This window comes from Paenibacillus sp. 37 (genome assembly GCF_008386395.1).
Taxonomy (GTDB): Bacteria; Bacillota; Bacilli; order Paenibacillales; family Paenibacillaceae; genus Paenibacillus; species Paenibacillus amylolyticus_B.
In genome coordinates this window covers 1,834,813-1,861,486 of sequence record NZ_CP043761.1, presented here as the reverse complement: position 1 = coordinate 1,861,486, position 26,674 = coordinate 1,834,813, and the positions used below count along the sequence as shown (strand labels likewise).

At 44.9% G+C, this 26,674-nt stretch carries 30 protein-coding genes; 2 read left to right on the top strand and 28 right to left on the bottom strand.

The annotated features are described in order from the left end of the window. Positions 1-156 precede the first annotated feature (156 nt). From F0220_RS08475 to F0220_RS08400, 16 genes are all read right to left on the bottom strand, one after another. Positions 157-2,229, bottom strand: a complete 2,073-nt coding sequence (locus F0220_RS08475) for an S-layer homology domain-containing protein (protein WP_105597895.1) — start codon at positions 2,227-2,229, stop codon at positions 157-159. Between the two features lie 136 nt (positions 2,230-2,365). Next, on the bottom strand, positions 2,366-5,035 hold the full coding sequence (locus F0220_RS08470) for a winged helix-turn-helix domain-containing protein (protein WP_181155326.1): 2,670 nt from the start codon (positions 5,033-5,035) through the stop codon (positions 2,366-2,368). Positions 5,036-5,232: 197 nt separating this feature from the next. Further along, positions 5,233-5,772 carry a CDP-diacylglycerol--glycerol-3-phosphate 3-phosphatidyltransferase gene (gene pgsA, locus F0220_RS08465; RefSeq protein WP_105597893.1) on the bottom strand — a complete coding sequence of 180 codons (540 nt, stop codon included), beginning with the start codon at positions 5,770-5,772 and terminating at the stop codon, positions 5,233-5,235. Next, positions 5,772-6,317 carry a ClbS/DfsB family four-helix bundle protein gene (locus F0220_RS08460; RefSeq protein ID WP_105597892.1) on the bottom strand — a complete coding sequence of 182 codons (546 nt, stop codon included), beginning with the start codon at positions 6,315-6,317 and terminating at the stop codon, positions 5,772-5,774. The genes pgsA and F0220_RS08460 overlap by 1 nt, the downstream gene beginning before the upstream one ends. A gap of 74 nt (positions 6,318-6,391) precedes the next feature. Beyond that, on the bottom strand, positions 6,392-8,317 hold the full coding sequence (locus F0220_RS08455) for an FtsX-like permease family protein (RefSeq protein WP_105597891.1): 1,926 nt from the start codon (positions 8,315-8,317) through the stop codon (positions 6,392-6,394). Then, complete coding sequence (locus F0220_RS08450; protein WP_105597890.1) at positions 8,314-9,069, bottom strand: ABC transporter ATP-binding protein; 756 nt, start codon at positions 9,067-9,069, stop codon at positions 8,314-8,316. The genes F0220_RS08455 and F0220_RS08450 overlap by 4 nt, the downstream gene beginning before the upstream one ends. 116 nt (positions 9,070-9,185) lie before the next feature. Beyond that, entirely contained in the window at positions 9,186-10,190 is a 1,005-nt protein-coding gene (locus tag F0220_RS08445; protein WP_105597889.1) for a sensor histidine kinase, read from the bottom strand. Further along, positions 10,187-10,876, bottom strand: coding sequence for a response regulator transcription factor (locus tag F0220_RS08440; protein ID WP_105597888.1), 690 nt, complete (start codon positions 10,874-10,876; stop codon positions 10,187-10,189). Before F0220_RS08440 ends, F0220_RS08445 begins: the two co-directional genes overlap by 4 nt. Before the next feature lie 184 nt (positions 10,877-11,060). Further along, positions 11,061-11,825 carry an SDR family NAD(P)-dependent oxidoreductase gene (locus F0220_RS08435; RefSeq protein ID WP_091014947.1) on the bottom strand — a complete coding sequence of 255 codons (765 nt, stop codon included), beginning with the start codon at positions 11,823-11,825 and terminating at the stop codon, positions 11,061-11,063. A gap of 48 nt (positions 11,826-11,873) precedes the next feature. Then, positions 11,874-12,593 (bottom strand): class I SAM-dependent methyltransferase, encoded by a 720-nt coding sequence (locus F0220_RS08430; RefSeq protein WP_105597887.1) that lies wholly within the window; start codon positions 12,591-12,593, stop codon positions 11,874-11,876. A 222-nt stretch (positions 12,594-12,815) separates the two neighbouring features. Further along, a complete protein-coding gene (locus F0220_RS08425) occupies positions 12,816-13,199 on the bottom strand; it encodes a VOC family protein (protein WP_091014950.1) in 384 nt (127 codons plus the stop codon). A gap of 131 nt (positions 13,200-13,330) precedes the next feature. Beyond that, positions 13,331-13,846 (bottom strand): GNAT family N-acetyltransferase, encoded by a 516-nt coding sequence (locus F0220_RS08420; protein ID WP_105597886.1) that lies wholly within the window; start codon positions 13,844-13,846, stop codon positions 13,331-13,333. Between the two features lie 34 nt (positions 13,847-13,880). Next, positions 13,881-14,405, bottom strand: coding sequence for a YfiT family bacillithiol transferase (locus F0220_RS08415; protein WP_105597885.1), 525 nt, complete (start codon positions 14,403-14,405; stop codon positions 13,881-13,883). Between the two features lie 48 nt (positions 14,406-14,453). Then, positions 14,454-14,993, bottom strand: a complete 540-nt coding sequence (locus F0220_RS08410; protein ID WP_105598442.1) for a GNAT family N-acetyltransferase — start codon at positions 14,991-14,993, stop codon at positions 14,454-14,456. Positions 14,994-15,001: 8 nt separating this feature from the next. Beyond that, a complete protein-coding gene (locus tag F0220_RS08405) occupies positions 15,002-15,541 on the bottom strand; it encodes a hypothetical protein (RefSeq protein WP_105597884.1) in 540 nt (179 codons plus the stop codon). Between the two features lie 27 nt (positions 15,542-15,568). After that, entirely contained in the window at positions 15,569-16,003 is a 435-nt protein-coding gene (locus tag F0220_RS08400) for a hypothetical protein (protein ID WP_105597883.1), read from the bottom strand. Between the two features lie 184 nt (positions 16,004-16,187). Here F0220_RS08400 and F0220_RS08395 point away from each other — a divergent pair, with 184 nt between their 5' ends. Further along, positions 16,188-16,961, top strand: coding sequence for a sporulation protein (locus tag F0220_RS08395; protein ID WP_091014960.1), 774 nt, complete (start codon positions 16,188-16,190; stop codon positions 16,959-16,961). Positions 16,962-17,116: 155 nt separating this feature from the next. Here F0220_RS08395 and F0220_RS08390 read toward each other — a convergent pair whose 3' ends face one another. Together F0220_RS08390 and F0220_RS08385 are read right to left on the bottom strand one after the other, a co-directional pair. Beyond that, positions 17,117-17,401, bottom strand: a complete 285-nt coding sequence (locus tag F0220_RS08390) for a hypothetical protein (protein ID WP_146117062.1) — start codon at positions 17,399-17,401, stop codon at positions 17,117-17,119. Positions 17,402-17,465: 64 nt separating this feature from the next. Next, complete coding sequence (locus F0220_RS08385) at positions 17,466-18,035, bottom strand: DMP19 family protein (protein WP_105597881.1); 570 nt, start codon at positions 18,033-18,035, stop codon at positions 17,466-17,468. A gap of 389 nt (positions 18,036-18,424) precedes the next feature. Between F0220_RS08385 and F0220_RS08380 the strand changes: the two genes are divergently transcribed. Continuing rightward, the gene (locus F0220_RS08380) at positions 18,425-19,585 is read left to right on the top strand and encodes a glycosyltransferase family 4 protein (RefSeq protein WP_223199897.1); all 1,161 of its coding nucleotides are present in this window, start codon (positions 18,425-18,427) and stop codon (positions 19,583-19,585) included. Between the two features lie 277 nt (positions 19,586-19,862). Here the strand turns inward: F0220_RS08380 and F0220_RS08375 are convergent, their stop codons facing one another. From F0220_RS08375 to F0220_RS08330, 10 genes are all read right to left on the bottom strand, one after another. Next, on the bottom strand, positions 19,863-20,534 hold the full coding sequence (locus tag F0220_RS08375) for a DUF3298 and DUF4163 domain-containing protein (RefSeq protein ID WP_105597879.1): 672 nt from the start codon (positions 20,532-20,534) through the stop codon (positions 19,863-19,865). Further along, a complete protein-coding gene (locus tag F0220_RS08370) occupies positions 20,521-21,045 on the bottom strand; it encodes an NUDIX domain-containing protein (RefSeq protein WP_105597878.1) in 525 nt (174 codons plus the stop codon). The genes F0220_RS08375 and F0220_RS08370 overlap by 14 nt, the downstream gene beginning before the upstream one ends. A 72-nt stretch (positions 21,046-21,117) precedes the next feature. Beyond that, positions 21,118-21,780 carry an HAD family hydrolase gene (locus F0220_RS08365; RefSeq protein ID WP_105597877.1) on the bottom strand — a complete coding sequence of 221 codons (663 nt, stop codon included), beginning with the start codon at positions 21,778-21,780 and terminating at the stop codon, positions 21,118-21,120. Further along, positions 21,767-22,228, bottom strand: a complete 462-nt coding sequence (locus tag F0220_RS08360; protein ID WP_105597876.1) for a GNAT family N-acetyltransferase — start codon at positions 22,226-22,228, stop codon at positions 21,767-21,769. The genes F0220_RS08365 and F0220_RS08360 overlap by 14 nt, the downstream gene beginning before the upstream one ends. 94 nt (positions 22,229-22,322) lie before the next feature. Next, complete coding sequence (locus tag F0220_RS08355) at positions 22,323-22,493, bottom strand: YHYH domain-containing protein (protein ID WP_094030640.1); 171 nt, start codon at positions 22,491-22,493, stop codon at positions 22,323-22,325. Positions 22,494-22,602: 109 nt separating this feature from the next. Then, positions 22,603-23,379, bottom strand: a complete 777-nt coding sequence (locus F0220_RS08350) for a Cof-type HAD-IIB family hydrolase (protein ID WP_105597875.1) — start codon at positions 23,377-23,379, stop codon at positions 22,603-22,605. Positions 23,380-23,461: 82 nt separating this feature from the next. Beyond that, positions 23,462-25,024 carry a PH domain-containing protein gene (locus F0220_RS08345; RefSeq protein ID WP_105597874.1) on the bottom strand — a complete coding sequence of 521 codons (1,563 nt, stop codon included), beginning with the start codon at positions 25,022-25,024 and terminating at the stop codon, positions 23,462-23,464. Further along, positions 25,021-25,518 (bottom strand): PH domain-containing protein, encoded by a 498-nt coding sequence (locus F0220_RS08340; protein ID WP_105597873.1) that lies wholly within the window; start codon positions 25,516-25,518, stop codon positions 25,021-25,023. The genes F0220_RS08345 and F0220_RS08340 overlap by 4 nt, the downstream gene beginning before the upstream one ends. A 127-nt stretch (positions 25,519-25,645) precedes the next feature. Next, positions 25,646-26,212, bottom strand: coding sequence for a GNAT family N-acetyltransferase (locus F0220_RS08335; protein WP_223199896.1), 567 nt, complete (start codon positions 26,210-26,212; stop codon positions 25,646-25,648). 27 nt (positions 26,213-26,239) lie between these two features. Further along, entirely contained in the window at positions 26,240-26,662 is a 423-nt protein-coding gene (locus F0220_RS08330; RefSeq protein WP_105597872.1) for a YhfM domain-containing protein, read from the bottom strand. Positions 26,663-26,674: the final 12 nt, after the last annotated feature.

Here is a 26,674-nt window from a genome sequence, read left to right as displayed (position 1 = left end):
CTCTTCTCCCCCTATCGTCATTACTCACAGCCTCATTCATTTCTTGCATATTTTAACATAATATTTTCCCATACAAAATAAAAACAACGCACCTTCCATAGCGGAAGGCACGTTGATGTAACTTGCATTAGTCCACATATGCTGTTTTAAAATGCGCTACTCTATTTCTCTCAAATCAACGTACACGTGACCTACACCAACTTTGCCCAGAGGGTCCGTAACCTTCACCTCAATCCGAATAGGCTCACTACTCGTCCCCAGTGCAGTAACGTATAGTTTCTGTCCATCCATTCTGACATCTGCCAATTGAGGATCAGGAGAGTCAGCCTGTAGTGTGAGAGTTGATCTAACGTCATCTTCATCTTCAAACATAAAGGACAGGTCAATCTCAACCTCATCTCCATAAACATAAGCGGTATTACCCGCAGGTGCCTCTATCAATACAGGAGAAGCATCATCGAAGTCATACCTGTCTAAACGTTGCAGCAACGTGTGATGCAGTGCGAAGTCAGGCTCTTCTCTCAGGGATATGGAATTGTTACTCACATCCAAGTATTGCAGATCAGACAATTCAGCAATTCCAACGGGTAAATGAACAAGCTCATTACTGTTCAGATCCAGTTCTTGTAAGGAATCTAGTCCGCTCACATCCAATAAAGCAAGTCGATTATTCGCGAGTTTCAGATACTCCAGCTGATTCAATCCTGTAACATTAATCTGCGTCAGTTCGTTACCGGATAAATCAAGCCAATTCAAGTGATCGAATCCAGAGGCATCCGCTTTGCTTATGGCGTTTCCGGAAAGGTCGATTTCGGTTACATTCAATCCTTTGAATATCTCGACTCCTGTCAGATCGGAAATACCCGCATTTCTCGCATACAACCCTCCATTGGTCTGAATGAGTGCTTCCACCAATTCATCTTTGGTCAGTGGATCATCCATATCCTTTTGCAACCAATAAGCAATAGCTCCAGCCAAATGTGGATCAGGGAATTGGCGACTTATCGTATTGGCCTGTACCTTAACCTTGAGTTGTGCCGTAACACTTGCGCCCTGGACGTCAACTGCTTTGATCGTTAGCATTGTTTCTCCAGCAGCCTGTGGAACAAGTCGAATCACTTTTTCTACGACAGTAGAGGAAACAAGGGCTGCATCTCCGGTTATGACACTGAATTGCAATTCATCACCATCTGGATCACTAAAATACGTCGAGACGTTCAAGTCCAATGCGGCATGATCTAGTGTAAGTTCCTGATCAGGCAAACCGCCACTAATAACCAGTGGCACCCTGTTCCCCGTACCTGGATTGGACGGAGTGGAAGGATTCGTCGGAGTAGTTGGCGCAGATCCACCTCCACCACCGGTGCTTCCATTTCCATTCCCTGGTGCCGCCCCGGAATTACCGTTTGCGTTTTCTGTACCGTTCCCTGCGTTATTGCCGCCTGAAGTTGTACCCTGTACCTCGGTTACCTTTCCTGGCTCATCAGGTTTGGATTCCGAATTGGCGCCCTCTTGACTCGCAGCTTCATCAAGAGCTTGAATGACTTCAGTTGCGCGTAATGCAATCACGGCCATTTCCTGTCTGGAAGTAGAACGCTTCGGCGCAAAGTTTCCATTGTCCCCTTTCAAGATTCCCAACTCAACAGCCTGTTGTACACTTGGCAAAGCCCAGGCACTAATTTCGGAAGTATCCTTAAATGACAACTCTTTGGCCAAATTTAATGTTTCATCATATCCTTTAGCCTTCAGAGCCCGAATAATCGTTGTTGCCAGCTCTTCCCTTGTTACCAGACCAGCAGGACGAAACGTACCATCCGGATAACCATTCATAATTCCAGCCAATTGAAGTGCACGAATATAGGAACCATTCTCAGCGTTACGATCCAGATCCCTGAATAACTGATTTGGAAGCTGGACTGACGACAGCACGTTCAATTCCAATAGTTGAGCCAGTGTATACGCAAGGTCCCCTCTTGTTAACGTTGCGCTCGGGTTGAAATTCCCTGCTTCATCCGCCAGAATCATCTGTTGTTCGGCAGCCCTTTCAATGGCTTGCTTGGCCCAAGGTGCTGCCTGCTGCAAGTCACGAATGTCTACTGCATCGGTCGCTGCATGCATTGTCCCGGGAACAGAAATGACGGATAAAGACAGAAGGGCTGCCAAATAAGGCCAGACCTTACGGATCTTGTTTTCCTTATGAACTTTTCGTTTGGATTCTTGTGTTGACATTTTTTAACGCTACCTCCCACATGAACATAAACCCTGGTGTCAGCAAAGACTCGTCAGAGTTATTTAATTATCTTCATTGTAGGAGAGACCTTTGCTTGAAAACAGTCTACAAAAGAGTAGACACTGTTTCACAAAATCATAACAATCCCCGCTGCTCCGCGATTTGTACAGCATGAGTACGACTGCTCGCACCCAGCTTTGCAAACACTCGGCGAATGTGTGTATTAACAGTTCCGGGTGAGATGCCAAACTCGGCAGCAATCTGTTTGCTGGTCAGGCCCTCAGCGATGTGACCAAATATTTTTTGCTCCATCGGGCTGAGTCCCACTTCCTTTGTATCCAGCTCGGCCTCTCCTGCAGATGAGAGGCCTCTCAATCGTTTGTTTCTTGCAAAAGCAGATAATAGCTGCTTCACATAAGCCATTTTCACACCATCATCATGTATCGCCTTTGTACGACGCAGATAGAGATAGTCCTGCAGCAACTGTTTCATCTGTTCACCTTCAGCAACAAATGAACGAATATATCCTTCGGGTCCTCCCAGCACCAGAGCACGGGATAACGCTACAACACCGGCATCTGTGAATCCCTGCTTGTGCAGCATGATTGACTCTAGCAGAGCACACTCTACCTGTTCAGTGAGCCAGTCCCGTTCTTCAGCCTTTTTACGGATTCGTCTCAGTTCCTCTCGTGCATGATCGTACTGTTCAAGTACGATCATCGCACGTATGCGAATCATGGAATGGAAAATCTGATCACAGCTGATCTCAGCAGCCACATCTCCTTCGTTTGCAGACTTAGCCAGAATGGTTTGGGCCGATGCCACCGGACTCATTTCAATTAAAATTCGGTATTGATGTGCTTCCAGTGCTGGCTGCCAGTACTCCATATCCTTCACAGATAATAATCCTGAGACCTGCTGAAGCAGTTTCAAGCCTTCTTCAGGTCGACCCAGTGTAAGTTCAAGTCTGGCTTTGAGTACATAAGCTGGAACAAGCAACGCAGCCACCTTGATCTGCAAAGCCACTTCAAGCGCTCGGTCCGCATATCTGACCGCTTCTGCAATTTGATTTTGCTCCATTAAAATCTCACCATATCCAACACCATAGTAGGACGTTACATAGGCATGTTCAGCATACCAACGTTCCGTAATCGCTCCGAAGCAAGCTTCCCCACGCCTCAAGTAGCCATTAACGCCATGGAAGCTGCGCAGGCGCATACTCTCTCTCCGATCATAGTCCATATACTGAAAGGCAATATCATCAGGATAGCCCTGATCAATGTAGGACACCAAATAATGAGCCAGCCCATCTAAATCTCTATTCAAATAGGCCATGTATGCTCGCATCACACATATAACTTGCAACAAATAACCGATGATCTCAGGTTCCAGCCGCCCTTGAAGATGCACCCGGATCACTTGTTCCAGTTCATCAAGCTGCTTCACCATCTGTCCATAAGGCATTTCACGTGCAACAAGGAACAGGTAGGACATATATAATTTGGGACGTGATTTCACGATCTCCAGTGGCACAACATCAAAGTATCGCCGGAGCGTCCACCACTCTCCCATAATAAAATGGGCAAACAACTCTTCCAGCAGTCTCGCTGCATCCTGCATGTGCTGACCGAGAATATAATGATCCAACGCTTCTGCCGGGTATCCCCGTTGTTCATACCAAAGTGCAGCAAGAGCATGTAATTCATTTACTTGTTCAGTACCACGACGATCCAGTTCACGCTTTAGAAATGCAGAGAACAAATGATGATAACGATACCAGTGCGCTTCCCGATCAAGTGGAACAAGAAAAAGATGTTCCTTCTCCAGTTGCATTAACAATTGTGGAGCTTCCTGCATATCACTTAATACCTGACATAAACTGCTGTTCATTCTTCTCGTGATCGCTGTCCGGAGCAGAAATTGCTGCATTTCCGGTGACTGACGCTGGAATACCTCTTCAAGCAGGTAATCTGAAATCGTCCTCTCGCCAGTAGGTCCATGATCTTCACGCGAGAGAGGTGACGATACCGAATTCATAGGGCTGACCAACGCGTTTCCACCCCATGCGTGAGATAAAGCAAGCAGCTTCAATCCGGCAGCCCACCCCTCCGTCTGCTGTACCCAACCACGCGCATCTCCCCCGGCAATATCCAATTGCATAATCTGTTGGCAAAATTCAATGCCCTCTTCTGGCGTAAATGCCAGTTCCAGAAGCGTAAATTGCTTCAATTCACCTCTCAGACGCAGCTTTTCAAGCTTGAATGGAGGATATGTTCGACTAGACAGGACTAGATGAATGGATAGGGGGAGATTTTCAATAAAGTATTGCATCTGTTCATGAATCTCCGGCTGGGTTACTGCGTGATAGTCATCCAGAATAAGCAGCGTATGTTGATTGGTCTGGGCAACACGGTTCAACAATAATATCAATGCTGACCTGGGGTCTATCGGGTACCGTTGCAAAAAATGTGGCAGTACATCACCGCAGAGTTCCTTAATCACTCGATTCAGTGCATGAATAATGTAGAGCCAAAACGGAAGCGGGTCCTGATCTTTATCATCCAGGCAGACACAGGCTGCTTGAACAGCTTCACTTCTCACCCAGCTGCCCAACAGTGTTGATTTTCCTGAACCCGCCGGGGCAGTCAACAAAGTGACTTTGGATTGGAACAATTCTTTGCGTTGCAAACTTAGCCGTGGACGGTCCATTGTATCTGCTGGTAAGGGCGGAAGTTCCAGTTTGGTTGATAAAATCATAAATTGAAGCCAGTCCCCGTGGAGACCAGCGGTATGTTCCTGTTGCATGAGATCCTCCCGAATCAGCACCATGGTGCACTTTTTTCCGATTCATTATATGTACATTCAGATACTCTAAGTATACAAGGAACCATGACTATGCCCCACATATTTTTGAACAGAAACAAACGACAAACAAACCCTGCACGTTGAATTGATTGCAGGGTACCATTCGCACTGTGAAGCCATGATCCAATCGACGCTTTCTATCTTCCTGTCTGTAGCAACTTATAGTTTACTAGAATATAATTCAATCCCGATAACAGCGTAACTCCTGCTGCCAGCCACAATAAAATCACATCAACTCGCACCTCAGTCAGCAAACTAAACGGAACATTGTTCAACAAAATGGCCATGATCGCTGCCACCTGAAGCACCATTTTGATTTTTCCATATCGATCCGCTGCAAGAGCAATGCCCTGCTCTGTTGCTACCATTCGCAATGCAGTAATTACAATTTCACGTCCTATAATGATTACAGCAATCCATGAACTGATCATATTCTCCTGAACCATCATGACCAGCGCTACCGCAATCAACAGTTTATCCGCCAGTGGATCAAGCAACTTTCCCAGATTCGTGATCTGATTATATTTTCTTGCCACATATCCATCTAATTTATCCGTACCTGCCGCTACCGCAAATATAATTAGTGCAATCATCACGCTTTGCTGATTGATAAAACAGATCATAAACAATGGAATCAACGCGATTCTAGCCAACGTGATTTTATTTGCCAGGTTCATTAGATATCTCCACTCCTCTCATCCATTTTGGCTAACTGACCTTTTTTCCATTTACGAATTCGGGTACGAAAAGATTTAAAAGGGGCTACCGAATTAATCTGGATCCACTTCACCATAGCCCATCCGGGTTTGGTACCCGTCCACTGTCTCATCCCTTGCACAAATAATTCCTCCTCACTCAGTGAGTCAATCCAATTCTGCCATTGTTGTTCTGTCTCCCGGAACAAAGAGCGCAGCTCCTCCAGCGTATAACTTGAATATTTTTCGTAAAATGATTCATTTAACGACCCTAATTGGTTCCATTTATATCCTGGTGCCGGCATATGACTTTCAAGTCCCAACTGTTCATTGCGCTCCCAGTCCCTCACCATGTTCATCCATCCTAACTGGTAGGCGATCATCTGGGCAGGAGTCTTATCTACACCTTCAACCCACTTATCTTTATCACTGTCATGGATGTCAGTGAATTCACCCTCAAACAATACATAGGTGCGTCGAATCGTCTCACTTAATTCTTTCTTCGAGGCATATAAGATTCCAGGCACGCTACTCCACTCCCCTCGTTTCACCGTTTTACATCAATCAGAAGCATGGACTCTATCATCATTTCGACCCAATTCTATAAAGCTTCCTTAATCACCCGTTTATAGTACCACACAGACAACAGACCAAAAATCGAATATAACAATGTATAGACTATCATGACAATGACCGTAGGTGTCGCCAGCTCCGTACCAAAGAAAAACCAACCTGATTTCACGGCAAAGTAACTATGACTCAATCCCACCACAAGCGGAATACCAAAGTTAAACAACTGCTTGATCTGAATTCCGCGCAACAGATTGCTTTGTGTAAATCCAAGTTTACGAAGAGTGGTATAATTACCCTTCTCCTCTTCACTCTCATTCATTTGTTTAAAGTACAGGATACATCCCGATGTAATCAAGAACGTTAAACCAAGGAAACCAACAATGAACATAATCAAGCCCATATTGTTACGTTGGTTATTTCTGAACTCAATCTGGGAGAAGCTCGGTGCTTCCAACTGCAGCTCCTTATATACGGTATATGCCTCTTCAGCCTGCCCCTCGTTTAGAATACGTACACCATAGTAGTCAGCCCACTCGGATTTTTGCAGCTCGGGATCGATATCCTGCCGCAGTTGCTGGTATACCGTTTCATCTACTACAGCCACAGGCGTGCCCCGAGAATAATACGCGGGAAGGACTCCACGTTTGGTTGTTCCGATCAGTTGTTGTGCCAGCCTATGTTTCAACCCCTGCAAGACGATTGGACCTTTCTCCTTAATGAAAATTAACTGCTGAATGGCATTCCCATATCCCATGAAGACCACTTCACCCGCTTGTAAATCAATGTTATCTACCATGTTGTCACTCAGCACACTACTGAACAGGTACTGTTCCGTCATGGACGCATCCATCACTTTATGAGCATCAATTTCAATGTAAATGGGCTGTCTGTGCTTCTCTTCATATGGAATCTGTTTGTGTTCCAACTCCGTCACAAAGCGATTTTTCACATCCGCCTGAGCAAAAGAGAAATCCTCCGGCAAGCTTTCCTTCGCCTGCACCTCTGCCGAATAATACGAAATGTAACTGAGTGACAGCATGCCAATAGCAAGCGCCGACACGGTTGTAATAATCGTGAGCAGCAAGGCATTAGATTTCATGCGGAACATGATTGAAGATAAAGACAACACCTCATGAATGGTAAGGTAGCCGTTTTTGCTTTTGCGAATCAGATTAAAAATAAAACTTACCGAACCCTTATAGAACAAGTATGTGCCCAGTATGACCGAGAAGAGAATCAGGATCATTGTATACATCAACTGCTGCATATCCATTGCCTCACCGCTAAACAGCCGTGCAGACATGAAGTATCCATACACAATCAGAGCAATGCCCAAGACGCCAACAATCATCTGTCCGACAGACATCTTCTGCACCTGCTGCTCCGAAGTGGCAGACACCCGAAAGAGTGAGAGAATGCTCTGTCTCTTGATAAAAATGTAGTTCATCAGCATGATAAGCAAATACATTATCGTAAAGACAATCACCGTTTGCATCAGTGCCATCGGAGAGAAGTACAGTTTCGTAATCGCGTCCACACTGAGAATTTTGAACAATATCATCAATACCAGCTTGGACGCAAGGAACCCAATCAACACACCGATGGCCATGGAGCCAAAATAGAGAATACTGTTCTCCGCACTCAAAATACCAAAAATTCTGCCTTTCGTCAGTCCGATCAATTGAAATAATCCAATTTCTTTGCTACGCCGCTTGATAAAGATCGTATTGGCATAGAGCAAAAAGATACCGACAATGACGATTAACAGTACCGAAGATGCGCCTATAGCCGCCGCACCTTTCGTTGAAGCAGCTACCTCATCCATGGAAGGATCATACTGTAACGTCACAAAGGAAAAATATAAGGCCACACTGAACACAAGCGCAAAAACATAGAGATAATAATTCTTCAGATTTTTCCTGAGATTACGGAAGATAATATAATTCAAGCTCATTGCTGCACACCACCCAATACGCCCTGGGTTTTGATAATATCGTTGAAGAACGATTGCCGTGACTCGTCTCCTTTATTCAACTGGGTGTAGATCTGACCGTCTCGAATAAAGATCACTCTGCTGCAATAACTTGCGGCAACCGGATCATGGGTAACCATAATAATAGTCGCCTTTCGTGCGCTGTTCATATCACTTAACTTGCCGAGCAGATCCGAAGCGGACTTGGAATCCAACGCTCCTGTCGGCTCATCCGCAAAAATGATACTTGGCTCGTGGACAAATGCCCTTGCTGCCGAAGTCCGCTGCTTCTGACCCCCTGAAATCTCAGATGGATACTTGTCTTTCAATTCGTAGATTCCCAGTTCACGGGCGATCTGTTCAAACTTCCAGTGCGCCTCCTGCTTTGGAATGCTGGTGATCGAGAGCGGCAATAATACATTTTCCTTTACCGTCAGCGTATCCAGCAGATTATATTCCTGAAAAATAAAGCCCAGATGATGTTTGCGGAACTCAGCCAGCTGTTTCTCCTTCATTCCGGTGAATTCCTTGCCCTCAATATCAATCGTGCCCTGGCTCACCCGATCGATGGAGGAAAGTACGTTAAGGAGTGTCGTTTTGCCTGAACCCGAAGGCCCCATAATACCTACAAACTCTCCCTTGCTTACCCCAAGATCAATCCCCTTCAGCACTTCCTGTTTATTCAGTTTATTGCCATAGACTTTATGAATTTTTTTGGCTTCCAGTATCCACATATCCCACTCACTCCTCTTAGATCTTGTGCAAAATGCTCATGTCTATATCATAGGCGGAATGTGCAGTGTTATCGTGTGATTCACCGAACAAAACCAAAAAGCATGTGACATTGTTGTCACACGCCTGCAAGATGCACCATGTCGTTTTTTCGTGGAAAAGTAAGTGTGACGATTGTGCCCTCGCCAAGAGAAGATTCTACATGAATGTTCATATGAAGCGTCTGGACCACTTGACGAACCAAATATAGTCCCATCCCGGTAGCCGCCCCATCCATTCTGCCTCGGGTGGACGTAAATCCTTTATCAAATATACGCGGCAGATCTTGAGTCTCAACCCCTCGCCCGTGATCCTGAATCATGAGTATGATGTGTCCATCCTGTTCCCGACTTTCAATGAGGATGTCCGATGAATCGCTATATTTCACCGCATTGCTCAACAATTGCCGGAGAATGAAACCTAACCATTTGCTGTCTGTGAGCACACACGATACCATTAAAGACACATCAAAGCCAATGCCTTTGGAAATGCACCACGATTTCAGCGCTCGTATCTCGCTATTCAATACCGGTTCAAGTTCCGTCTCTTCGATGAACAGATCATTATGCATAAACGGAATCCGCTTATGATGAAGCTGCTGATCCAGCAACTGATGAATTCGTAACCATTCATATGTCATTTGGCTCTGTAACTTGTCATCTGGCAAGCGCTCGATCATCAGTTGCAACGCAGTCAGTGGGGTCTTCACCTCATGAATCCAGGACAACATCTCGTCCTTCTCCTGTTCCAGAGCGATAAAATGATGTGACGACTCCTTACGATAGCGCTGTGTCTGGGAACTGACCGCCTCATGTACAATCTGCTCATATGGACTTTCGGCGATATCGAGTTCTCTTAGATCATAGCTATGATCCCAGATGCTCAATTTTTTATAGAAACGGGTCTCTTTCAGGTATCTCGCCCAGATAAAAACAAGACATACCACCACATTCAGTCCTACGATATACCCCACAGATTGGAATGGAATGGACGAGTCCAGGTAGGCCACCAATAAAATAATAAGTTGCATGCTTACCAGTAGCCATAACCAACTAGCCCTTTCTCGTATGTACTTTCCGATCATGCTTCTGCCTCTTCCGTTGCCATGTACCCCTGACCTACTTTGGTTTCAATGTAACGCTCCAAGCCGATGGGTTCAAGTTTCTTCCGTAAGCGATTAACGTTAACCGTCAGCGTATTGTCACTCACAAAATGCTCATGATCCCACAAGCTCCGGATGAGTTCCTCACGAGTAACAATCTGATTTTTGTGCTCGACCAGCACTTTAAGGATGAACATCTCATTTTTGGTTAACAGAACAGATTCATCCCCGCAGGTCAGTGTATTTTTCACATATTCAATAGCAGCACCGCGCCAGGTTCGAAGTTCAATATGCTCTGTATTATAGTTGTACACCCTCCGCAAAGTCGCTTGGATCTTGGCAATCAATACATCGAAGTGAAAAGGCTTCTGGATAAAATCGTCTGCACCCAAATGCATGGACATGACCATATCCGCAGGATGATCCCGTGAGGACAAAAAGATAATCGGCACATTGGAGTGCGAACGAATGATCCGGCACCAATGGAACCCGTCATATTGGGGTAACTGAATATCAATAATAACCAGTTGCGGCTGAATTACGCTGTACTCCTGCAATACCTTGCCAAAGTCCTGCACACCATACACGTCATACGACCATTGGGACAAACGTTCCTTGATTTCACTGAATAACGACTCGTCGTCTTCAATGAGCATAATTTTAAACAAGAGACTTCACCACGTTTCTGATCTTCTAAGGTTGAATAAGGTAATTAGACTCCGTTGTTGCAGGATCACCTTTACCATTACAAATCGTTCTTTCGATCGCTGATTCCAGTGTACAGGGAAGTTGGGCTTATATCAAAAGGTAACCATACTTCGTAAAGAAAACAAGCCGAAACACGTATATCAATTAGCTCTCAACAGTGTGTATAACATGGCTTGCATCACTCTGTGCGTCCATTCGCTCGATTAACTGCATCGCTACGTCTCGTGGCGATCTTAATTGTCCTGCTTCATATACTTGATTGAACATACCCGCAAGGGCGAACTCCTCTGCACTTTTGCCTCGTGCAACAGCCTGTAATTCCGTATCGACCATCCCCGGATCAAAAGCAATAATCTCAACAGGGTTCTGTTGGCCCGTTTGCTCCAGAGATACGCATTGGGTGAACATGTTCATACCTGCCTTGGATGTACAGTACACTGCCATTGAAGGCGCGGGATAACTTCCCGAACCCGATGAGAGATTAACAATTTTACGTCTGGCGGACAGGTGATTTGTTTGTTGAATAAAAGATGAACTTAATATCATTGGTGCTGCTAGACTGATGTTGAGACTTTGACTTATCTCTGCCGCACTGCACTGATCGATAGGTCTTAGAGGCTCCAGCATCGCTGCGTTATTAATAAGTCCAATGAAATCGGCTTCCTGAGACGGAATTTGGCTCAATACACGTGTAATCAAATCATTGATCCCATTCAGGTCGGCAAGATCATACTGAACATGACGGTAACGCTCGCTCCATTCCTCCCCTGATTCCAACAGATCCGAACCCCCGCGTGAAATACCGTAAACGTAATCCCCCTTAGCCAATAATAACTCTGCAAGTTGTAAACCGATCCCTTTGGATGTGCCTGTAATGATAAAGTGTCTTCTTCCTGTTTCTGTTCCCATTCCGATACCACTCCTCCTCTATTTTCAATGCATGTTATTCCCCTGCTCTTACGAGTTTTTCTTTCTCCACAACGTGGCCCACAGAAAAGGTACACCAAAACACGGTTCATGCTGCTCCATCGCCTTCATTGCACGGAACTCCACACATTCAAAGCCATCTTCCAACATGTAGCGAAGCTTCTCCTCCGTGAACGCAAGACCGCCTCGCATCGACTTCTCTTGATACACCTGCCAATCATTCATGACGATCTCTGGCCCACCAATATCGCCATAACCAGGAGCAAAACAAGTCATTCCAAAGTATCCTCCAGGCCGGAGTGCATTGTGGACCCTCTCTATGTAGGGAATACGCTGATGTGGTAACAGATGGTGCAGACAACCCGAGTCGTAGACAAGATCATATTCTTGCTCCGGGGCCAGTTCGAACACGGAGCGACATTCAAAATGCACGTCCAGTTGCTCTTCTGCAGCCCTTTCCTTAGCCCAGGCTATCGCTGTCTCGGAAAGATCATAAGCATCTACCTGATATCCTTGGCGGGTCAGATACAACGCATTTCTGCCCGGGCCACAACCCAGTTCCAGTGCCTTGCCGCCTGCCAGCACACCTTCGTTCATATGCGCTACGAGATTCTCATCCGGTTTGTTTAGAAAAAAGGGGATTGGTCTATTCCGATCCTCATAGAAAGGCTCCCAAAATTGCTTGGCAGATCTGAAGTCCGCATCGAGCATATCATATAGATCCTGTACACTTTTAATCGTCTTTTCCACAAACACAGTCCTCCTTCAATACTCCATTCAAACCTTCATTTCCGACTCTGTTCATTCTCAACACTTTCGTTAAATCAGTCACACTCTATTATAACATTTTTACCCAGCAGTTCTCTATTTTTCTTGTGCTTTTCTCCTCCAAAACATAAGCTTATTCCCAACAAAAAAAACGATCGACATGAATGTCGATCGCTTATAATCGTAGCGGTATTGAGTTGTAATTTAATTCGCCCGTTCCAAGACTGCAAAGTAATTCCCTTCATTATCCGCAAAGTTGAAAACACGCCCCGTTGGCATCTCGACAATCTCTCCAACCGTTACATGTTTACTAGCCAAGTCGGCATATAATTGATCCAGATTTTCGGTGAAGAACATTAACGAAGGTGTGCCCAGATTTACACCCGCCGACATCCGCTCCACAGTCTCTTTGTCATGGAGGATAATGCTCGTCTGGGAGTCTGGGGTAGGCGCGATCTCAATCCATCTCATGCCCTCGTCAAGGTTTACTTCATCCACAATGTGGAATCCAGCGACTTCAGTCCAAAAAGCCAGTGATTCATCTTGATTATTGACATACAACATAACCTGGCCGACTTTGCTAAACATGGATCAATCACTCCTCTGATCATCTAATCTCTCAACAACCTGCTTATCATTCCTCAAATTCCAATAGAGTATAACATGCAGGACAGCTTTTTTTATCATATTTCTTTGCAAGTACTAAGTAAACATTAGACTTATTGAGCGGCTTTTAACTTCTTCGTAAGATAAAGCACAACATCGTCGTCCATAACTGTTTCTTCACCTGGCTGAATGTAATGATCGTGTCTGTGGACACCATGACCGTCCGGTATATATCCGCGATGGGCATATAGAACTTGCGCTTTGCCATAATCGGAAAACACACCTACACCAATGCCTGCTACATCCGTTCGTTCCAGAATAACTTCCTCTGCTCGGTCCATCAACCGTGAACCAATACCTTGGCGCTGGAACTTCATTAGTACATTAAAATCGTTAATTTCGGGAATGCCTTGTTCCCTGAAAGACGGGTAGCTGGAATTCCACAATACATTCACGTATCCGGCAAATTCTCCATTCAACTCGGCTACCAAGGTTACGCGTTCCCCATTCTGTTGTTCAGCCAAGTAATGAAGATACTGCTCAGGGGATCTCCCCCACCCCTGCTCCTGGAATGCCTTTGATATGATTACAGGATCACTCTCATTTAATAGTCTGATATGTACAGTCAATGATAAATCCTCCTTAAAAAGATATTTCTCCTTGCTATATTCCCAGTCTATCCCGAAGCGATGTGATGTGAGCAACATGGTGTTTGCCATGCCAAGCATACATGCCCAGATTATAATCCAGTCTTGTCGTTTCTTCTGATGAGGGATGATACAATTGTTTGGCATAATCTGCATCTGTCAGCGCGTTTAACAGAAACACCCAACGACGATGGAGCGCATCCAGAATCTGAAGCGAGAATTCAACATCCAGGTCTCTTGAATCACTCAATTCAGCCCAGCGCTCTTCATAATAAGGCCGAATCGTTGGTGTATCCTCTGTCAGTGCCAACTTGAAACGAATCATACTATTCATATGGCTGTCTGCCATGTGGTGAATGACCTGTTTGAGCATCCATCCACCTTCTCGATACGGCAGACTTAATTGCTCTTCACTTAGTCCCTTTACCGCTTCTCGTGCGTGTTCAGGCAACTCAGCAATGTCCTGAATCCACTTCTCCCGTTGTGCCAAAGTAACTTCACCCGTGTGTACAAATGGTCCTATCGGAAATCTTTCATCCATCCACCATTCCTCCTTGTTTATATGATTCAAAATAACTTTCAGTATTATCTAAGGAGCATATTCCATAAGCCAACAGTTTCGCATCTGTCCTTCATGCTGCTCATGTTTCTCCAATAGCTTAATCTTTTGGAAACCACATTTCTCATAACAGGATATCGCTCGCAAGTTCCAGGATTGAGGGTCCATAACCACTTTACGGGCTTGTTGTTCATTAATCAGATAAGCCAGCATGGATTGCATCAACTGTGTACCAATGCCTTTATTCCAGTAGTCTACCTCACCAATAAACTGATCCGTTCCATAGATGATCTCATCCGTATCTCCATAACCATACTCCGTTCGCTCTTCTTCCTCAAGCTCATAGAACTGAATGTATCCAATCGGATTCCCTTCGTGCTCAACGATACAACGAGTAGCAGCATCATCCTGATTGTAAAAATGTTCTCTCACATGCTCCAGGTCATGCGGCCGATCACGCCCTTCATAGTATTGAAGAACTTCCGGGTCTGACAGCCACTCCACCAGATGGTGTTCATCTTCTGTTTCCAAGAAACGTACGGTGATTTCATTCGATTCATATACATTCATCATTCTGATTACTCCTTATTGATCTCCAGATTCTCACCCGTAACCCAACTCAGATCCTTTCCTAACAAATGCTCGTTGTGAACATAATACACCATGGGATTCTCAAGCGGTTGAGTCGTTCCATCCGAAGATCTGAGCGTTAACCGCAACTTGTAACTCCCTATCTCATCAGGTATCGCAAATCCTATCAGATTATCAGCTGATTTCATGGTTTTCCCCTGCGCCTTCAGATACTTTTCCAGAATGACTTGATCAAGATAGGAGCTGCCAACAGACGAAGGCATGTACCACGCATCATCTTGTTCTTCAGTGAATGTGACCCCTTCCCATCCAGGAACAACGGGATACACCATATGTTGATCCTTGTCTTCTCTTTTTCGCGTTATCTCTAACTCTACCTCGACTACATCCGTATCAATCTGCCTGATTGTGCCTGCCATCACAACATCCTGAGCACTCACACTTGGAATAACATAGCTGTATATGAGCAGAGTCACCAAGAGGATTATCGTTATTCCCGTAATCCAAAATATTGTATGTTTACGCATCTATCTGATCCTCCCGTCTGGTTAATCTTACTTCTGGAGTAGTTCCTTCTCAGTTAAAGATTGAGTTAACCTATCCAACTCAGGGGATGCCGTCCAATCACTGGAGGCATTCAATCCATGCTTGATTGTATGTATCGCGCTATGTGCAGACATGTATATATTATGGTGGATTCCAGGTTGGACAATAATGTGCTCTCCTGCACGCATCACTCGAATCGAAAACATCTGATCGTCTCCATAACTGGCATACGCAATCCAGCCGGTTTGCACCACATAAAACTCCGTTAGATTGATATGTACATGACTGTTTTGCCATGCTCCCTGGGAAGAAGCAACGGTTCTACAATAATAACTGCCATCTTCTGCTATCATTTTATATTTTTGTTCCCCATTCTCCATCTGCTCGAAGCTGGTTTTGACACCCGTTTCACCATATTTCTGTTCTGAAAATTCTGTGTTCAATCGGCTTCATCTCCTGACAAAAAATCCCTTTATTCTAACATTCGACATAGGTAAGTCGATTCTCCTGTTTGGATATGTGATATATCTTTATTAAAATATGAAACGCTTCTCTTCCAGCTTCCGTATTAAGGTCGAAGCCGTATGTATCCCATATAATAAACCATCTGATCTGGAGGTTGAGCGCATGTCATTTTTTAAGAAAATGTTAGCCAGTGTAGGTGTTGGAGCAGCCAAAGTGAATACAGAATTGCATACACCTGAGGTCACACCTGGAGGAATCATCTCGGGGGTTGTGTACATTGAAGGTGGAGATGTGGAACAGAATGTAGATCGAATCTATCTTTCAATTAAAACCCATTACATACGGGAGCGCGATGATCGCAAAGTAAAAGAGACAGCCGTTATAGCCAAATATCTGCTCACCGAAGGTTTCACATTACAGCCTGGAGCCAAATTGGAGAAAGACTTCTCATTTGACCTGCCAGAAAATCTGCCTATTACACTGCATCGTGCAGAGGTATGGGTAGAAACGGGCCTCGATATTTCAAGTGCTGTAGACCCCTCAGACCGGGACAGACTGCATGTTGTTCCTAGCAAAGACATGAACACCGTGCTCGATGCAATTGATATCCTTGGTTTCAAACTACGTGAAGTCACCAATGACTATGCACCAAAGTTGGGCGGAAATCTGCCATTTGTACAGGAATTTGAATTTGTACCAACAAACAAATTCCGTGGGCATCTGGATGAGTTGGAAGTCATGTTCTATCCCATGGGCGATTCGCTGGAGCTGTTATTACAGATCGATCGCCGCGCTCGTGGACTCAGTGGAATGTTCTCGGAAGCGATGGGCACGGATGAAAGTTTCGTCCGCCTGCATCTGTATGAAAGACATCTGGAGCGGGGTGCACATTCTGTCGCTCAAGGATTGGAAGAAGTTATATCCAAACATATCTAATCTATAGTTTGTGTAACAAATAAAAACCGTCCTCTATCAGACAGTTCTGATGAAGGACGGTTTTTGATTTTCGGAGTAATAAGGCTTCGAAGTTCTCCCCATGCAAAGACAGCTTAAGTACTTGGGACAGTCATGGAGCTCATGCGGACAAACCTTCAGGAACGCTGTGTCCAGCGCTGCATTCTTAATCGAAGACCGTAATATACTGCGGTGAGCAAAACGAATCCGGCAACAGCCATGATTATGGATGTTGTATCCCACTGAACAATGGATCCAAAAGCAATCTTGGATTGCAATGGGGTACCCGAAGAAGTGGTGTTCATCAGATCAGGTACATAATTCATGGTCATGACCATGCCTTGAACGATATTCCAAGCTACAAAACCGATGATGAATAACAAGGTAACCAAAAAGGATTCCATCGCTAATCGTTTATTCATGCTTGTCATTTTGCCTCCTCAAATAATGTTGTGAAGGATTTCTTTATACAAGATCTCTTCCCACTCAATTAGACAAAACGTGCTGCATCTCCTGTTTTAGACGATCTTTATTTTCATCCACATATTGATACAGCAGGTCAAAGCTTTCTTCGTTATCCGATTGCATGCTTAAATTCGCGGCTTCCAGTTCAATCTGCTGTAATACCTCATGAATCTGTTCCCCGTGTATTTGCAGGCTTGTCGTGATGTCATCTTCGGACAGGCCATTCACATTATCTCGTAATTGCCCGTGCGTTACGCCGCTCTCGGACAACATCTGTTCTATTTTCTTCAGGATCACGGCATCTGCATCATTGCCGATCCGCTCCATCGCTGCTATTGTCTCACCGAGATACTGTCCGCTGGCATTCTCAAGGAAACCAGTCACCCCGTTCATGGACAGCTCGGTATCCAGATCGATGATCAGAATGATATCTCGCAATACTTGCGGAAGTTCCTGCCCACTTTCTCGAATCGTCGCAAATTCAGCCCGATAAAGGTCCATGGCAACACTCCCCACCACTTCTTCACCTGACATTTCTTCAAGCTGATCGAGTGGTAACAACTCCTGCAATTCTTCTTGTAACTTGTTCATCTTTCTCTGCCTCCTGTATCTCTCTGTCTGAATAGTTTGAACGAATGTTTTTACACTGGACCACTACGCGGTCAGAATAAACTTCCGATCGCTGTTATCCCCAGATTTTTTCAATCCCTTTATTAAAGGGGAAAATCCGGTGATAAAGGCGAACGCTCCGCTTCTTCAGTTTGTTTCTGCCCTCTCCGTTTCGTGTAAATTTCAAGTTCAACTGCGCCGACACGTTATTACATCATAGCAGAATAAGCTATACAAGTTGAACTTATGGAAGTTTGTATAGTTTATCCTTTTAACAAATTTACAGGGAATATCGTCAAGTTAACGTGCACTTGACCTGTGGAAAATGTTCCGCTGTTATGATCTTGTCATCACGAGTCTTGGGAGGGGTAATGATGCGCCTGGCCTTGTTCACAGACACCTATCTTCCGGAAACCAATGGTGTTGCTGGCACGCTCCACCGCTTGAGTAACCATCTGAACCGCAGAAGAATTGAACATTTGCTGTTTACTCCGAACTCCATCATTGAAGGAAGCCATGAGACTCAAGTCAGATCGGTTGCCAACATCCCTTTTTTTCTGTATCCCGAATGCCGCATTGCTCTACCCAACAGAACAGACACGCACAAGCAGCTACAAACCTTTCAACCCGATCTGTTGCATATCGCCACACCTTTTAATATGGGATTGCTTGGTCTGAGGTATGCGCTCAAACACCATCTTCCGCATGTTGTCTCCTACCATACCCACTTCGATCGTTATCTCGAATACTACCGGTTGAAAAGTATGATTCCTCTCTACTGGAAGTATATCCAGTGGTTCCACCGTGCCTGTGAAGCAACCCTAACTCCATCGCAGGAAACGTTAAGCACCCTTCAAGCCCAAGGCATTCAGCGTTTGAAACTTTGGTCTCGCGGGATTGATTGCAACCTGTATTCACCTGATAAACGCAGCTCGGATATCCGTGAACGATACCACATCACCGCTCCCCTTATTTTACTCTACGTTGGACGCATTGCCCCGGAAAAAGATATCGCTACACTCACGACTACCATGCAGCAGCTGCCCCAGGAAATGCAGTCCCGTGTTCACTGGATTATCGTTGGCGACGGCCCATCTCTCCCGAGAATGCGTCTGCAATCCCCACCCAATGTCACCTTTACAGGCTATATGCATGGCGAAGAACTTGCTGTTATGTATGCTTCGGCAGATCTGTTTGTGTTTCCTTCCTCTACGGAGACATTTGGCAATGTGGTACTGGAAGCGATGGCTTCAGGACTTCCTGTGGTGGCGGCCAATGCCGGAGGTGTAAAGGATCTGATATCCCACAACCGCAACGGTGTGTTATTCGAGCCTGGTCAGGCTGATGCACTGATTCGGGAGATATGTCTCTGGGGAAATCACGGGAACCAATTGAGGATAATGGGACTGGAAGGCAGAAAGCTGGCTGAGCAGCGGTCGTGGGAGCATATTTTTGATACACTGATCGGGGATTATGAGGAGGCTATAGAACATCGGAACAGAAAAACGAAAAATCGAATTATTACTGCGTAGTCTGATGAAATCAGTTTCTTCCAACAACCCATAACTACCACCACTGCCCTATGCAAAATTAAACTGATTCGCTCGTTCAGGCTGCCATAGCATTTACACTCCGCTACGGTCAGCCTGAATAGCGAATATGTTGAGCGTTAAGGTGTGATACCAGAAATCAGATGTCCATTCTGAATGCAAGGTAACCCTTTTCCACACACCATAGGAAGTCTGCGTTGGACGGATAGAAAAAGGCATGATCTCATTGAACTGAATCATGCCTTTTATTGCAAAAAATCTATTGGGTGAATTTACTGAACGGGACTTTGATATCTACAAATCCTTTAGCGTAGGGTGCAACCTCATAAGGATGGAATCGGATGACGATGCCTTCATCATATAAAAAGAATTGAGAAGTTTGATCAAGCTGAAAATCATAAATATTTTCTTCAAAAATTGAAACTCCTGCATTATACATGGCTAATAGACTGTTGGAGATTGATTTCTCTACCTTCTCCATCTGATTATCATCTTTAACATACTCGCTTAGCTTCAGTTCTTTCCCCGTTCTTAAATCATAGTTATATGATTTTGTCGCATCCATTCCATGTGCTCCGCCAGTGTACACATGATCTTCATATACCATAGATAACTTTTCTTTTGCATTGTATTTTACACTGGCCATGGTAATGTAGAAATAATTTTTGTTTGATTTCTTTTCTTCTTTGTCCAGGCGAGCTGCTTTCACTGCGTGAAGTTTAAATGTCTTGTTCAGCTTATCCGTCACAGATTTCTTTCCACCTGTTAGATGTATGTATGGCTGTCCTTTGTAATATTGGACCTTCGTTTTCACTGTAATCGTGCTGGCTGCCTCTACATGACTACTCGGAAGAATTATAGCAATCAGTACAGTGATCAACAGGTAATTTATCCTTCTCCATTTTTTTCTCTCAGTTCTATATTTCATCATTATGGATAACCCCCTTTGGCTCAAATGATTTTGTTTCCTGCATTTTGTTCCATATTACCTGTGGAGTGCCCTTTAGGTCTGTTCCGCTCTGAACGTTGCCAATCCAGATGTCCTCTGCTCCCGGATGTTGTAAATAGTGCCTGAGCGTTGCTTTGATTAGAATAGACGAATGCAAGTCCAGTACCTCATCCAGCGGTATCCAGAATAACTCGCCTTCATCCGAGGCCACAAAATGTCGATGCGTGGTCTCTCCGAAATATATAAACTGCTGCCAAATCTCACCACCGTTAACCTCCAACAGAATATATCGAAGCCGAAAGTGTTCGACATCCTCTTGCGTGAACCCTGTCTCTTCTTCAATCTCCCGATAGCTGGCAGTCATGGGTGTGTTCAGTTCCCCTTGTTCCAGATGTCCGCCAATGCCCCCCCAGAATTCAAAATCAAACAATCTGCTACCCGCCTTCTTCATCATCAGCATGTCTGAGCCATTGCTCAAAAACGCTGTAGCCATCTGTCTAATCTCCATATGTATGTTCCTCGCTTTCCAGACTGTGATATTAAATTTTACTTATATAACCGTCTTCTAAAGCAGTTTCTTTAACTCACTTAGATGTTCAATCGTATGTAAAGGACCCGACGTAATGCTGTCCTGCCACGGCTGGTTGACCTTCATCCAGATGGTGCTCATGCCTACGCTTGCTGCTCCCTCAATATCGTTCACCGGATGATCGCCAATGTAGATACATTGCTCTGGGCTTAGACCGAAATGATCAAGCGCAAGCTGAAATATGCGTGGATCGGGCTTTTTGACTCCTGCCTCTTCTGAAACAATAATATGGTCGTAATCCTCCCGGATACCGAGTTGATCGATTTTTCCATACTGAATATCGGTCTGCCCATTGGTGATTAACCCGGTTTGGTATTTCCCCCGCAGATGCTGAACGACTTCTCGCGCCTGTTCCATCAGAACTGAACTTCGCACATACTCTCTGCCATAGAACTCCATCAGTTCTGCATGTGGCGGATGCTCTGCCCAAGGCAGTTCATTCAACAATTCGTTGAACAGAAGTGGTTTGTCCTTATAACCATCCTGGTCGAGTTCAATAATTCGTTTACTTATATCTTCGGTTGACTCAAGGTGACCAAAATAGGTCTTGATTAAACGCTGCGTGAAGCCGCCAAAGGTCATCGTCCTGTTCAGAATTGTATTATCCAAATCAAAAATAACCGCTTTAATATGATCCATCTTCCTTCTCCCCCAATTCCAGTGCATGCGTTATCTTCTCCATACTCGTCACTTCTCTAAATCCCAATTCGCGATAAAAAGATCCAGCAACCGGTTGATCCGTGTACAGAACCAGTCGAGCGTAATGATTTTCCGCTTTTTGAATAACCGCATCCATCAGCCTGCGCCCAACCCCATGTCTTCGAAATTCTCTCATCACATAAAGTCTGCGAATTCTTCCGGTATCAGTCACCTCAGAATAAGGATCTCTGTTCAAACCGCAGATCCCAACCACCTTATCGTGCACTCTGCATTCAAAAAGCGCTTCATCTTCTTGCTCGAATGTATTAATTCCTGTCTCATATTCATGGATTAATCGCTCGATATGTCTGAACCCCTCACTGGAGCTCTCGGCCAGCATCTCCACTAAATCGTCATGATTCCATCCCCATATCTCCTGTATCTGCATGGTGTAACCGCCTCCATCATTTTAAATCAAAGGTACACATGCAAACCCAACCATACATTGAATGATGGCCGGGTTTATCTTGTAAAGCTCATTCTCATTTTTTCTTTTTGTGATAGTGATAACCCGTGCACAGACCCTTTTGTTTGGATTTGGCTGAACAGTTATGTCCACCGTTCTTATCCAGTCTGCCTGGATGAGCATAAGCGGAAGAGGATACACCAACAAGTACGACAAGAGACAGGATTACGATAACAACCTTTTTCATAAGTCACCCTTCGATCAACACCCTATGCTTTAGGGTTTAATACGTGCTATATCATTCTACATGAAAATCCACAATTGGGATATCCTTCATCTTTTTCATCTGTACATTCTCATAAAATCTTAAATTGCTTCAATGCATGGGTGACCCCATCTTCACTTGCCCGCAGGGTGACATAATCGGCGCTTTGTTTAATCCGTTCTCCGCCATTTCCCATCGCAATTCCGATTCCCGCATACATTAGCAGATCCACGTCATTCTCCCCATCGCCAAAGGCCATTGTATCCTCTCTGGATATCTTCAGGTAGTCGAGAACATTCTCTGCAGCTATAGATTTGCTGACTTCGCTCGCTTCCAGCACATTCACTACATACGGATGGAATCTTACGAATCGTAAAGAAGGAAATCTGGATTGGAACTTCTCCGTCTCCGCTTCATCTGCATATAAGCAGATGCAATATACGTCCTGTTCCAACGTGCTGATTTTCTGCGGAGAATCCATGAGTCCAAGCGTATCTCTTAAGGCATCAGTAACACGACCATCTGCTGTACACAACCCGTTCGTCTCAAATGACTCTGTAAAATATGAAATACTGTGCCCATGCAACTCGGCAAACTCACTGAATGCTCTTACCATCTGGGTTGAAAGTACAGACTTATGTATCACTTCATCACATGCTTTGATCAATGCTCCATTAGCCGAAATGATCGTATCGATTCCGAGATTTCTGAATTCTTCGCATAAATTATAGGGCCTGCCTGTAACGAGTACAACTTGAACGCCTTTACGAATCAACTCCCGGATCGACTCAGCTGTACGCGGTGATAAACTCCGATCTATTTCGCTCAGCAATGTACCGTCCACATCAAAGAACACAGCTTTCATCAAGATGTTCTTCCTCCTCTGTCTTCAATTAAAAAGAGCAAGCACAGAATAACCTTGTTTGGTCTTCCTGCACTTGCTCTTGCAATTAACGGGTCTGAACATCTTGGGTACGACCCATGTACCATGATTGAAATGATTTCGCCGTATCCAGGGAAATGTCATGTGCCCGATGATGCAGTACTGGTTTGGCACGGTTCACCGTATGAACAGAAGCCACACCGAACCAACGCTGTAACACATTACGGGTGATCTGCACTTCGATGACTTTCTCACGTTTGGAGATGAAGAGGGTTGAAGTGAGCGCACCGGTTCGAAGTTGAATGAAATTCTGATGCAGAATGTATCGAGTATGGAAAAAATCCATCACTCTGCATGTTGCAATCCACACAAGCAGAAGCGCGGAAATCATCCACCAAGCATGTTTCTGCCCAAACACCAATGGTTTGAAATACCACAATAAACCCGTGATCATGATCCATCCCCAACTTGGTTTGAGCAGGCGCAGCCATAGTGATATTCGTGGAAGTTTTTCCATCTCCTGCGTAACCCGATAGGATGGCAGGATCTCCTCAATCAGGGTATAAGCTTGCTTCACCGGCAAGAAGGGATAGAGCGAGTTTACCTCCTGCTCGGATTCCCCCAGACTACCTGCGGTGGTCAGTTCTACTTCCGCTAGTCCAAGCAACCTTTTCATTGGCGACTGTGTGATTTTCACAGCCTGGACTCGCTCTTTCAGGATTGAAAATGACGTTTGCTCCATCATGCCCTTCGAGATATAGATCCGCTTGGCATCCGAGGTGATCTGGAAATTGCCATACTTTACGAAGGTTCTGACTATGCCCAGAGCAATAGATATGATCAATAAAACTAAAATCAACAAACCGGCAATCCACCAGGAATCAAGCCAGGTTAATAACAAACTTTCCGTTACTTCTTCATCAGGGAAGAAGTCCTTCACCCAGGAATACAGCGTGGCCAGGACCGGAATCAGTACGAGAAAACTAAGCGAGGTAAAGGATGCTTTGAATATGTCCTTGCGGGTGGAATGATAATGAACAACCCGTTCCTGTTTTTCTTTTGCAGACAGAGACATGACTTCATCAGTTATAAAAGGTTCAGATTGCGCCTCTCCCTCTTCCATAGCCTGAACCGCATCCAACGTATCATGTTCCTCTGTTGCTCCTGCTGTTTCTGCTTCTTCAGCCATATGACCTGCTACAATTTTCTCCAGCTGTTCCGCTTCGGAAAGTGAAACAACGTGTATCTGAAAGGTAGCATCTTCTCCCTTAATCCCTGTCTCGAATCGGATCGACGTCACGCTGAACAACCGATGAAACAGCGTTGTATGACGATTCACATTCTGGACCTTCGTATAAGGTATCGTTCTTCGGGTACGGTTAAACACACCACTATAGATATGAAAGGCTGTATCGTCAGCTGCATAACGCGAGGTAAACCACTTCAGGATAATGGACAGGATGCTAATGGAGACACCCACATAAAAAGCGATTCTTCCATAGAATATCCATTGGGACTCCGAGCCCTGACGGAAAACAAACAAAAAAAGGACGATGGCGAACCAATTCTTTACCCGTTTCCACAAGCTCCACAGCATGGTTAATGGATGATGTCGCTTCATATCAATCATTCATCCACCTCATTAATCCGTGCATAGGATGCAATCTGATGACGGAGAGCAAGCGCGACTTCCTCTGGCAATGCCGGGATTTCATGCGATGAACCCATCGTGCCAACCGATACGGAATAGAGTCCATATTTTCGCATTAAAGGTCCCTGATTTGTGGTAACCGATTGCACTTTCGCCATGGGGATGATCTGATGTACCTTGGTTAGCGCCCCACGCTTCAGTTGCAGGAACTCCTCATTCACATCATAGTACCAATGCTTGTATAACCATGCAGGCTGGATGAAAATATCCCACACCGCATAGAGCACAGATATGGCCGTAACCCCCCACAAAATCCAACCAATCCACGTTTTCCATCCATAGATTGAGTCGAGTATTAACAGTATGGCAAGGATCAGGAAACCTATTACATTCCATATGATGGCGCTAATTCTCCACAAGTTTACCGCATGAGGGGAAAGCCTTTGCTCGGGTATATTCCACTGTATTGACATATGTTCACTCCTTTTTTCCTCGGGTACATAAAAACACACATGATACACTGTACGAACAATCGTTCACGATCGATGCAAAAAGATAAAGAGATGACCCCTATACAATACAGGTCGTCATCTCTTTTGTTCATTTCATTTTACTATAAAAATCCTGTACTTCACACAACCACACCATATGGTCTGTTCCTTCGCCCCAATAGTTGTTCGCCACCACATAGGGTTCACCGAATTTGCGTTGCCACTTCTTCTGTGCGATCTGGTAACCGCTATCCAGACAAAATTGCTGAATTCCCAGCCGTTGCAGTTCAGTAATCAGTGCGAGAATGAGCGCCGAACCAACCCCCTGTCCTTGAACCTCGGGCAACACATACAGGCTACCCAGTTCTCCGATACCGTTCAGCCGGCCCTCTGTACATTCTCGAATCTCCTTACCACACGGTCCATACGAGATTGTGCCTACAATAACATCTCCCATTTTGGCGACGAGGAAAAATACACTTGATTCTATGTTGTTCTTTGCTTGCAATGCCATGTGAATCATCGCTTTTTTATGGGCTATTTCATCCTGAATATCAACCAGTAGCGAGCCTATTCCCTCCTGTTCGAATGCTGCCGGGATCGTTGTCTCGAATACCCGATACGCACCCTCTGCATCCGATCGTGTCATAGGTTCAATGGTAATTTTGTCATCCACAGGTTCTTCTCCGTTCCATATACCTTCTTAATCTGTACGTCGCTGAATCAGTCTTCTTAGTTGATTCGCATCTTCAAGGGATATGCTATAACCAGTAGATGTGTCCTCCTGGTTCACCAACAGGCCTTGCATCTTGGGATCCATTCCTAATGAAAAATCATACCGTGTTATCGAGCTGTCCGCATTTGTTATGCTCATGTCGTACTGTGTACCATAATCGAGAATGCCGGGCAAACGCTCAGCCTTATGTATGGCCTCCATCATGATCCGTATCTCGTCAGATCGATTAAACTCAACATCTTGGCATGGTTCCAAAGTGAGGTCTGGATTACAGGTTAAGGTGATCAACAGAGGAAGTCCCTCTTCCGCGTTCGATTCATTCGGTTGACTGCACCCTGCAATGAACGTGGCAATGACAAATACGAGCAACACTCCTACATATCTCACCATACTGCGTGCCTC

Bases quoted from the DNA above. Each gene is read 5' to 3' on its own strand.
- F0220_RS08425 (WP_091014950.1), bottom strand. From the start codon at position 13,199: ATGTTTAGCAAAGTCGGCCAGGTTATGTTGTATGTCAATAATCAAGAT.
- F0220_RS08375 (WP_105597879.1), bottom strand. From the start codon at position 20,534: ATGATGAAATATAGAACTGAGAGAAAAAAATGGAGAAGGATAAATTAC.
- F0220_RS08450 (WP_105597890.1), bottom strand. From the start codon at position 9,069: ATGTGGATACTGGAAGCCAAAAAAATTCATAAAGTCTATGGCAATAAA.
- F0220_RS08445 (WP_105597889.1), bottom strand. From the start codon at position 10,190: ATGATCGGAAAGTACATACGAGAAAGGGCTAGTTGGTTATGGCTACTG.
- F0220_RS08435 (WP_091014947.1), bottom strand. From the start codon at position 11,825: ATGGGAACAGAAACAGGAAGAAGACACTTTATCATTACAGGCACATCC.
- F0220_RS08470 (WP_181155326.1), bottom strand. From the start codon at position 5,035: ATGCAACAGGAACATACCGCTGGTCTCCACGGGGACTGGCTTCAATTT.
- F0220_RS08360 (WP_105597876.1), bottom strand. From the start codon at position 22,228: ATGCAGATACAGGAGATATGGGGATGGAATCATGACGATTTAGTGGAG.
- F0220_RS08380 (WP_223199897.1), top strand. From the start codon at position 18,425: ATGATGCGCCTGGCCTTGTTCACAGACACCTATCTTCCGGAAACCAAT.
- F0220_RS08385 (WP_105597881.1), bottom strand. From the start codon at position 18,035: ATGAACAAGTTACAAGAAGAATTGCAGGAGTTGTTACCACTCGATCAG.
- F0220_RS08390 (WP_146117062.1), bottom strand. From the start codon at position 17,401: ATGAATAAACGATTAGCGATGGAATCCTTTTTGGTTACCTTGTTATTC.
- F0220_RS08395 (WP_091014960.1), top strand. From the start codon at position 16,188: ATGTCATTTTTTAAGAAAATGTTAGCCAGTGTAGGTGTTGGAGCAGCC.
- F0220_RS08415 (WP_105597885.1), bottom strand. From the start codon at position 14,405: ATGGATGAAAGATTTCCGATAGGACCATTTGTACACACGGGTGAAGTT.
- F0220_RS08455 (WP_105597891.1), bottom strand. From the start codon at position 8,317: ATGAGCTTGAATTATATTATCTTCCGTAATCTCAGGAAAAATCTGAAG.
- F0220_RS08345 (WP_105597874.1), bottom strand. From the start codon at position 25,024: ATGATTGATATGAAGCGACATCATCCATTAACCATGCTGTGGAGCTTG.
- F0220_RS08410 (WP_105598442.1), bottom strand. From the start codon at position 14,993: ATGAATGTATATGAATCGAATGAAATCACCGTACGTTTCTTGGAAACA.
- F0220_RS08340 (WP_105597873.1), bottom strand. From the start codon at position 25,518: ATGTCAATACAGTGGAATATACCCGAGCAAAGGCTTTCCCCTCATGCG.
- pgsA (WP_105597893.1), bottom strand. From the start codon at position 5,772: ATGAACCTGGCAAATAAAATCACGTTGGCTAGAATCGCGTTGATTCCA.
- F0220_RS08365 (WP_105597877.1), bottom strand. From the start codon at position 21,780: ATGGATCATATTAAAGCGGTTATTTTTGATTTGGATAATACAATTCTG.
- F0220_RS08405 (WP_105597884.1), bottom strand. From the start codon at position 15,541: ATGCGTAAACATACAATATTTTGGATTACGGGAATAACGATAATCCTC.
- F0220_RS08370 (WP_105597878.1), bottom strand. From the start codon at position 21,045: ATGGCTACAGCGTTTTTGAGCAATGGCTCAGACATGCTGATGATGAAG.
- F0220_RS08475 (WP_105597895.1), bottom strand. From the start codon at position 2,229: ATGTCAACACAAGAATCCAAACGAAAAGTTCATAAGGAAAACAAGATC.
- F0220_RS08330 (WP_105597872.1), bottom strand. From the start codon at position 26,662: ATGGTGAGATATGTAGGAGTGTTGCTCGTATTTGTCATTGCCACGTTC.
- F0220_RS08355 (WP_094030640.1), bottom strand. From the start codon at position 22,493: ATGAAAAAGGTTGTTATCGTAATCCTGTCTCTTGTCGTACTTGTTGGT.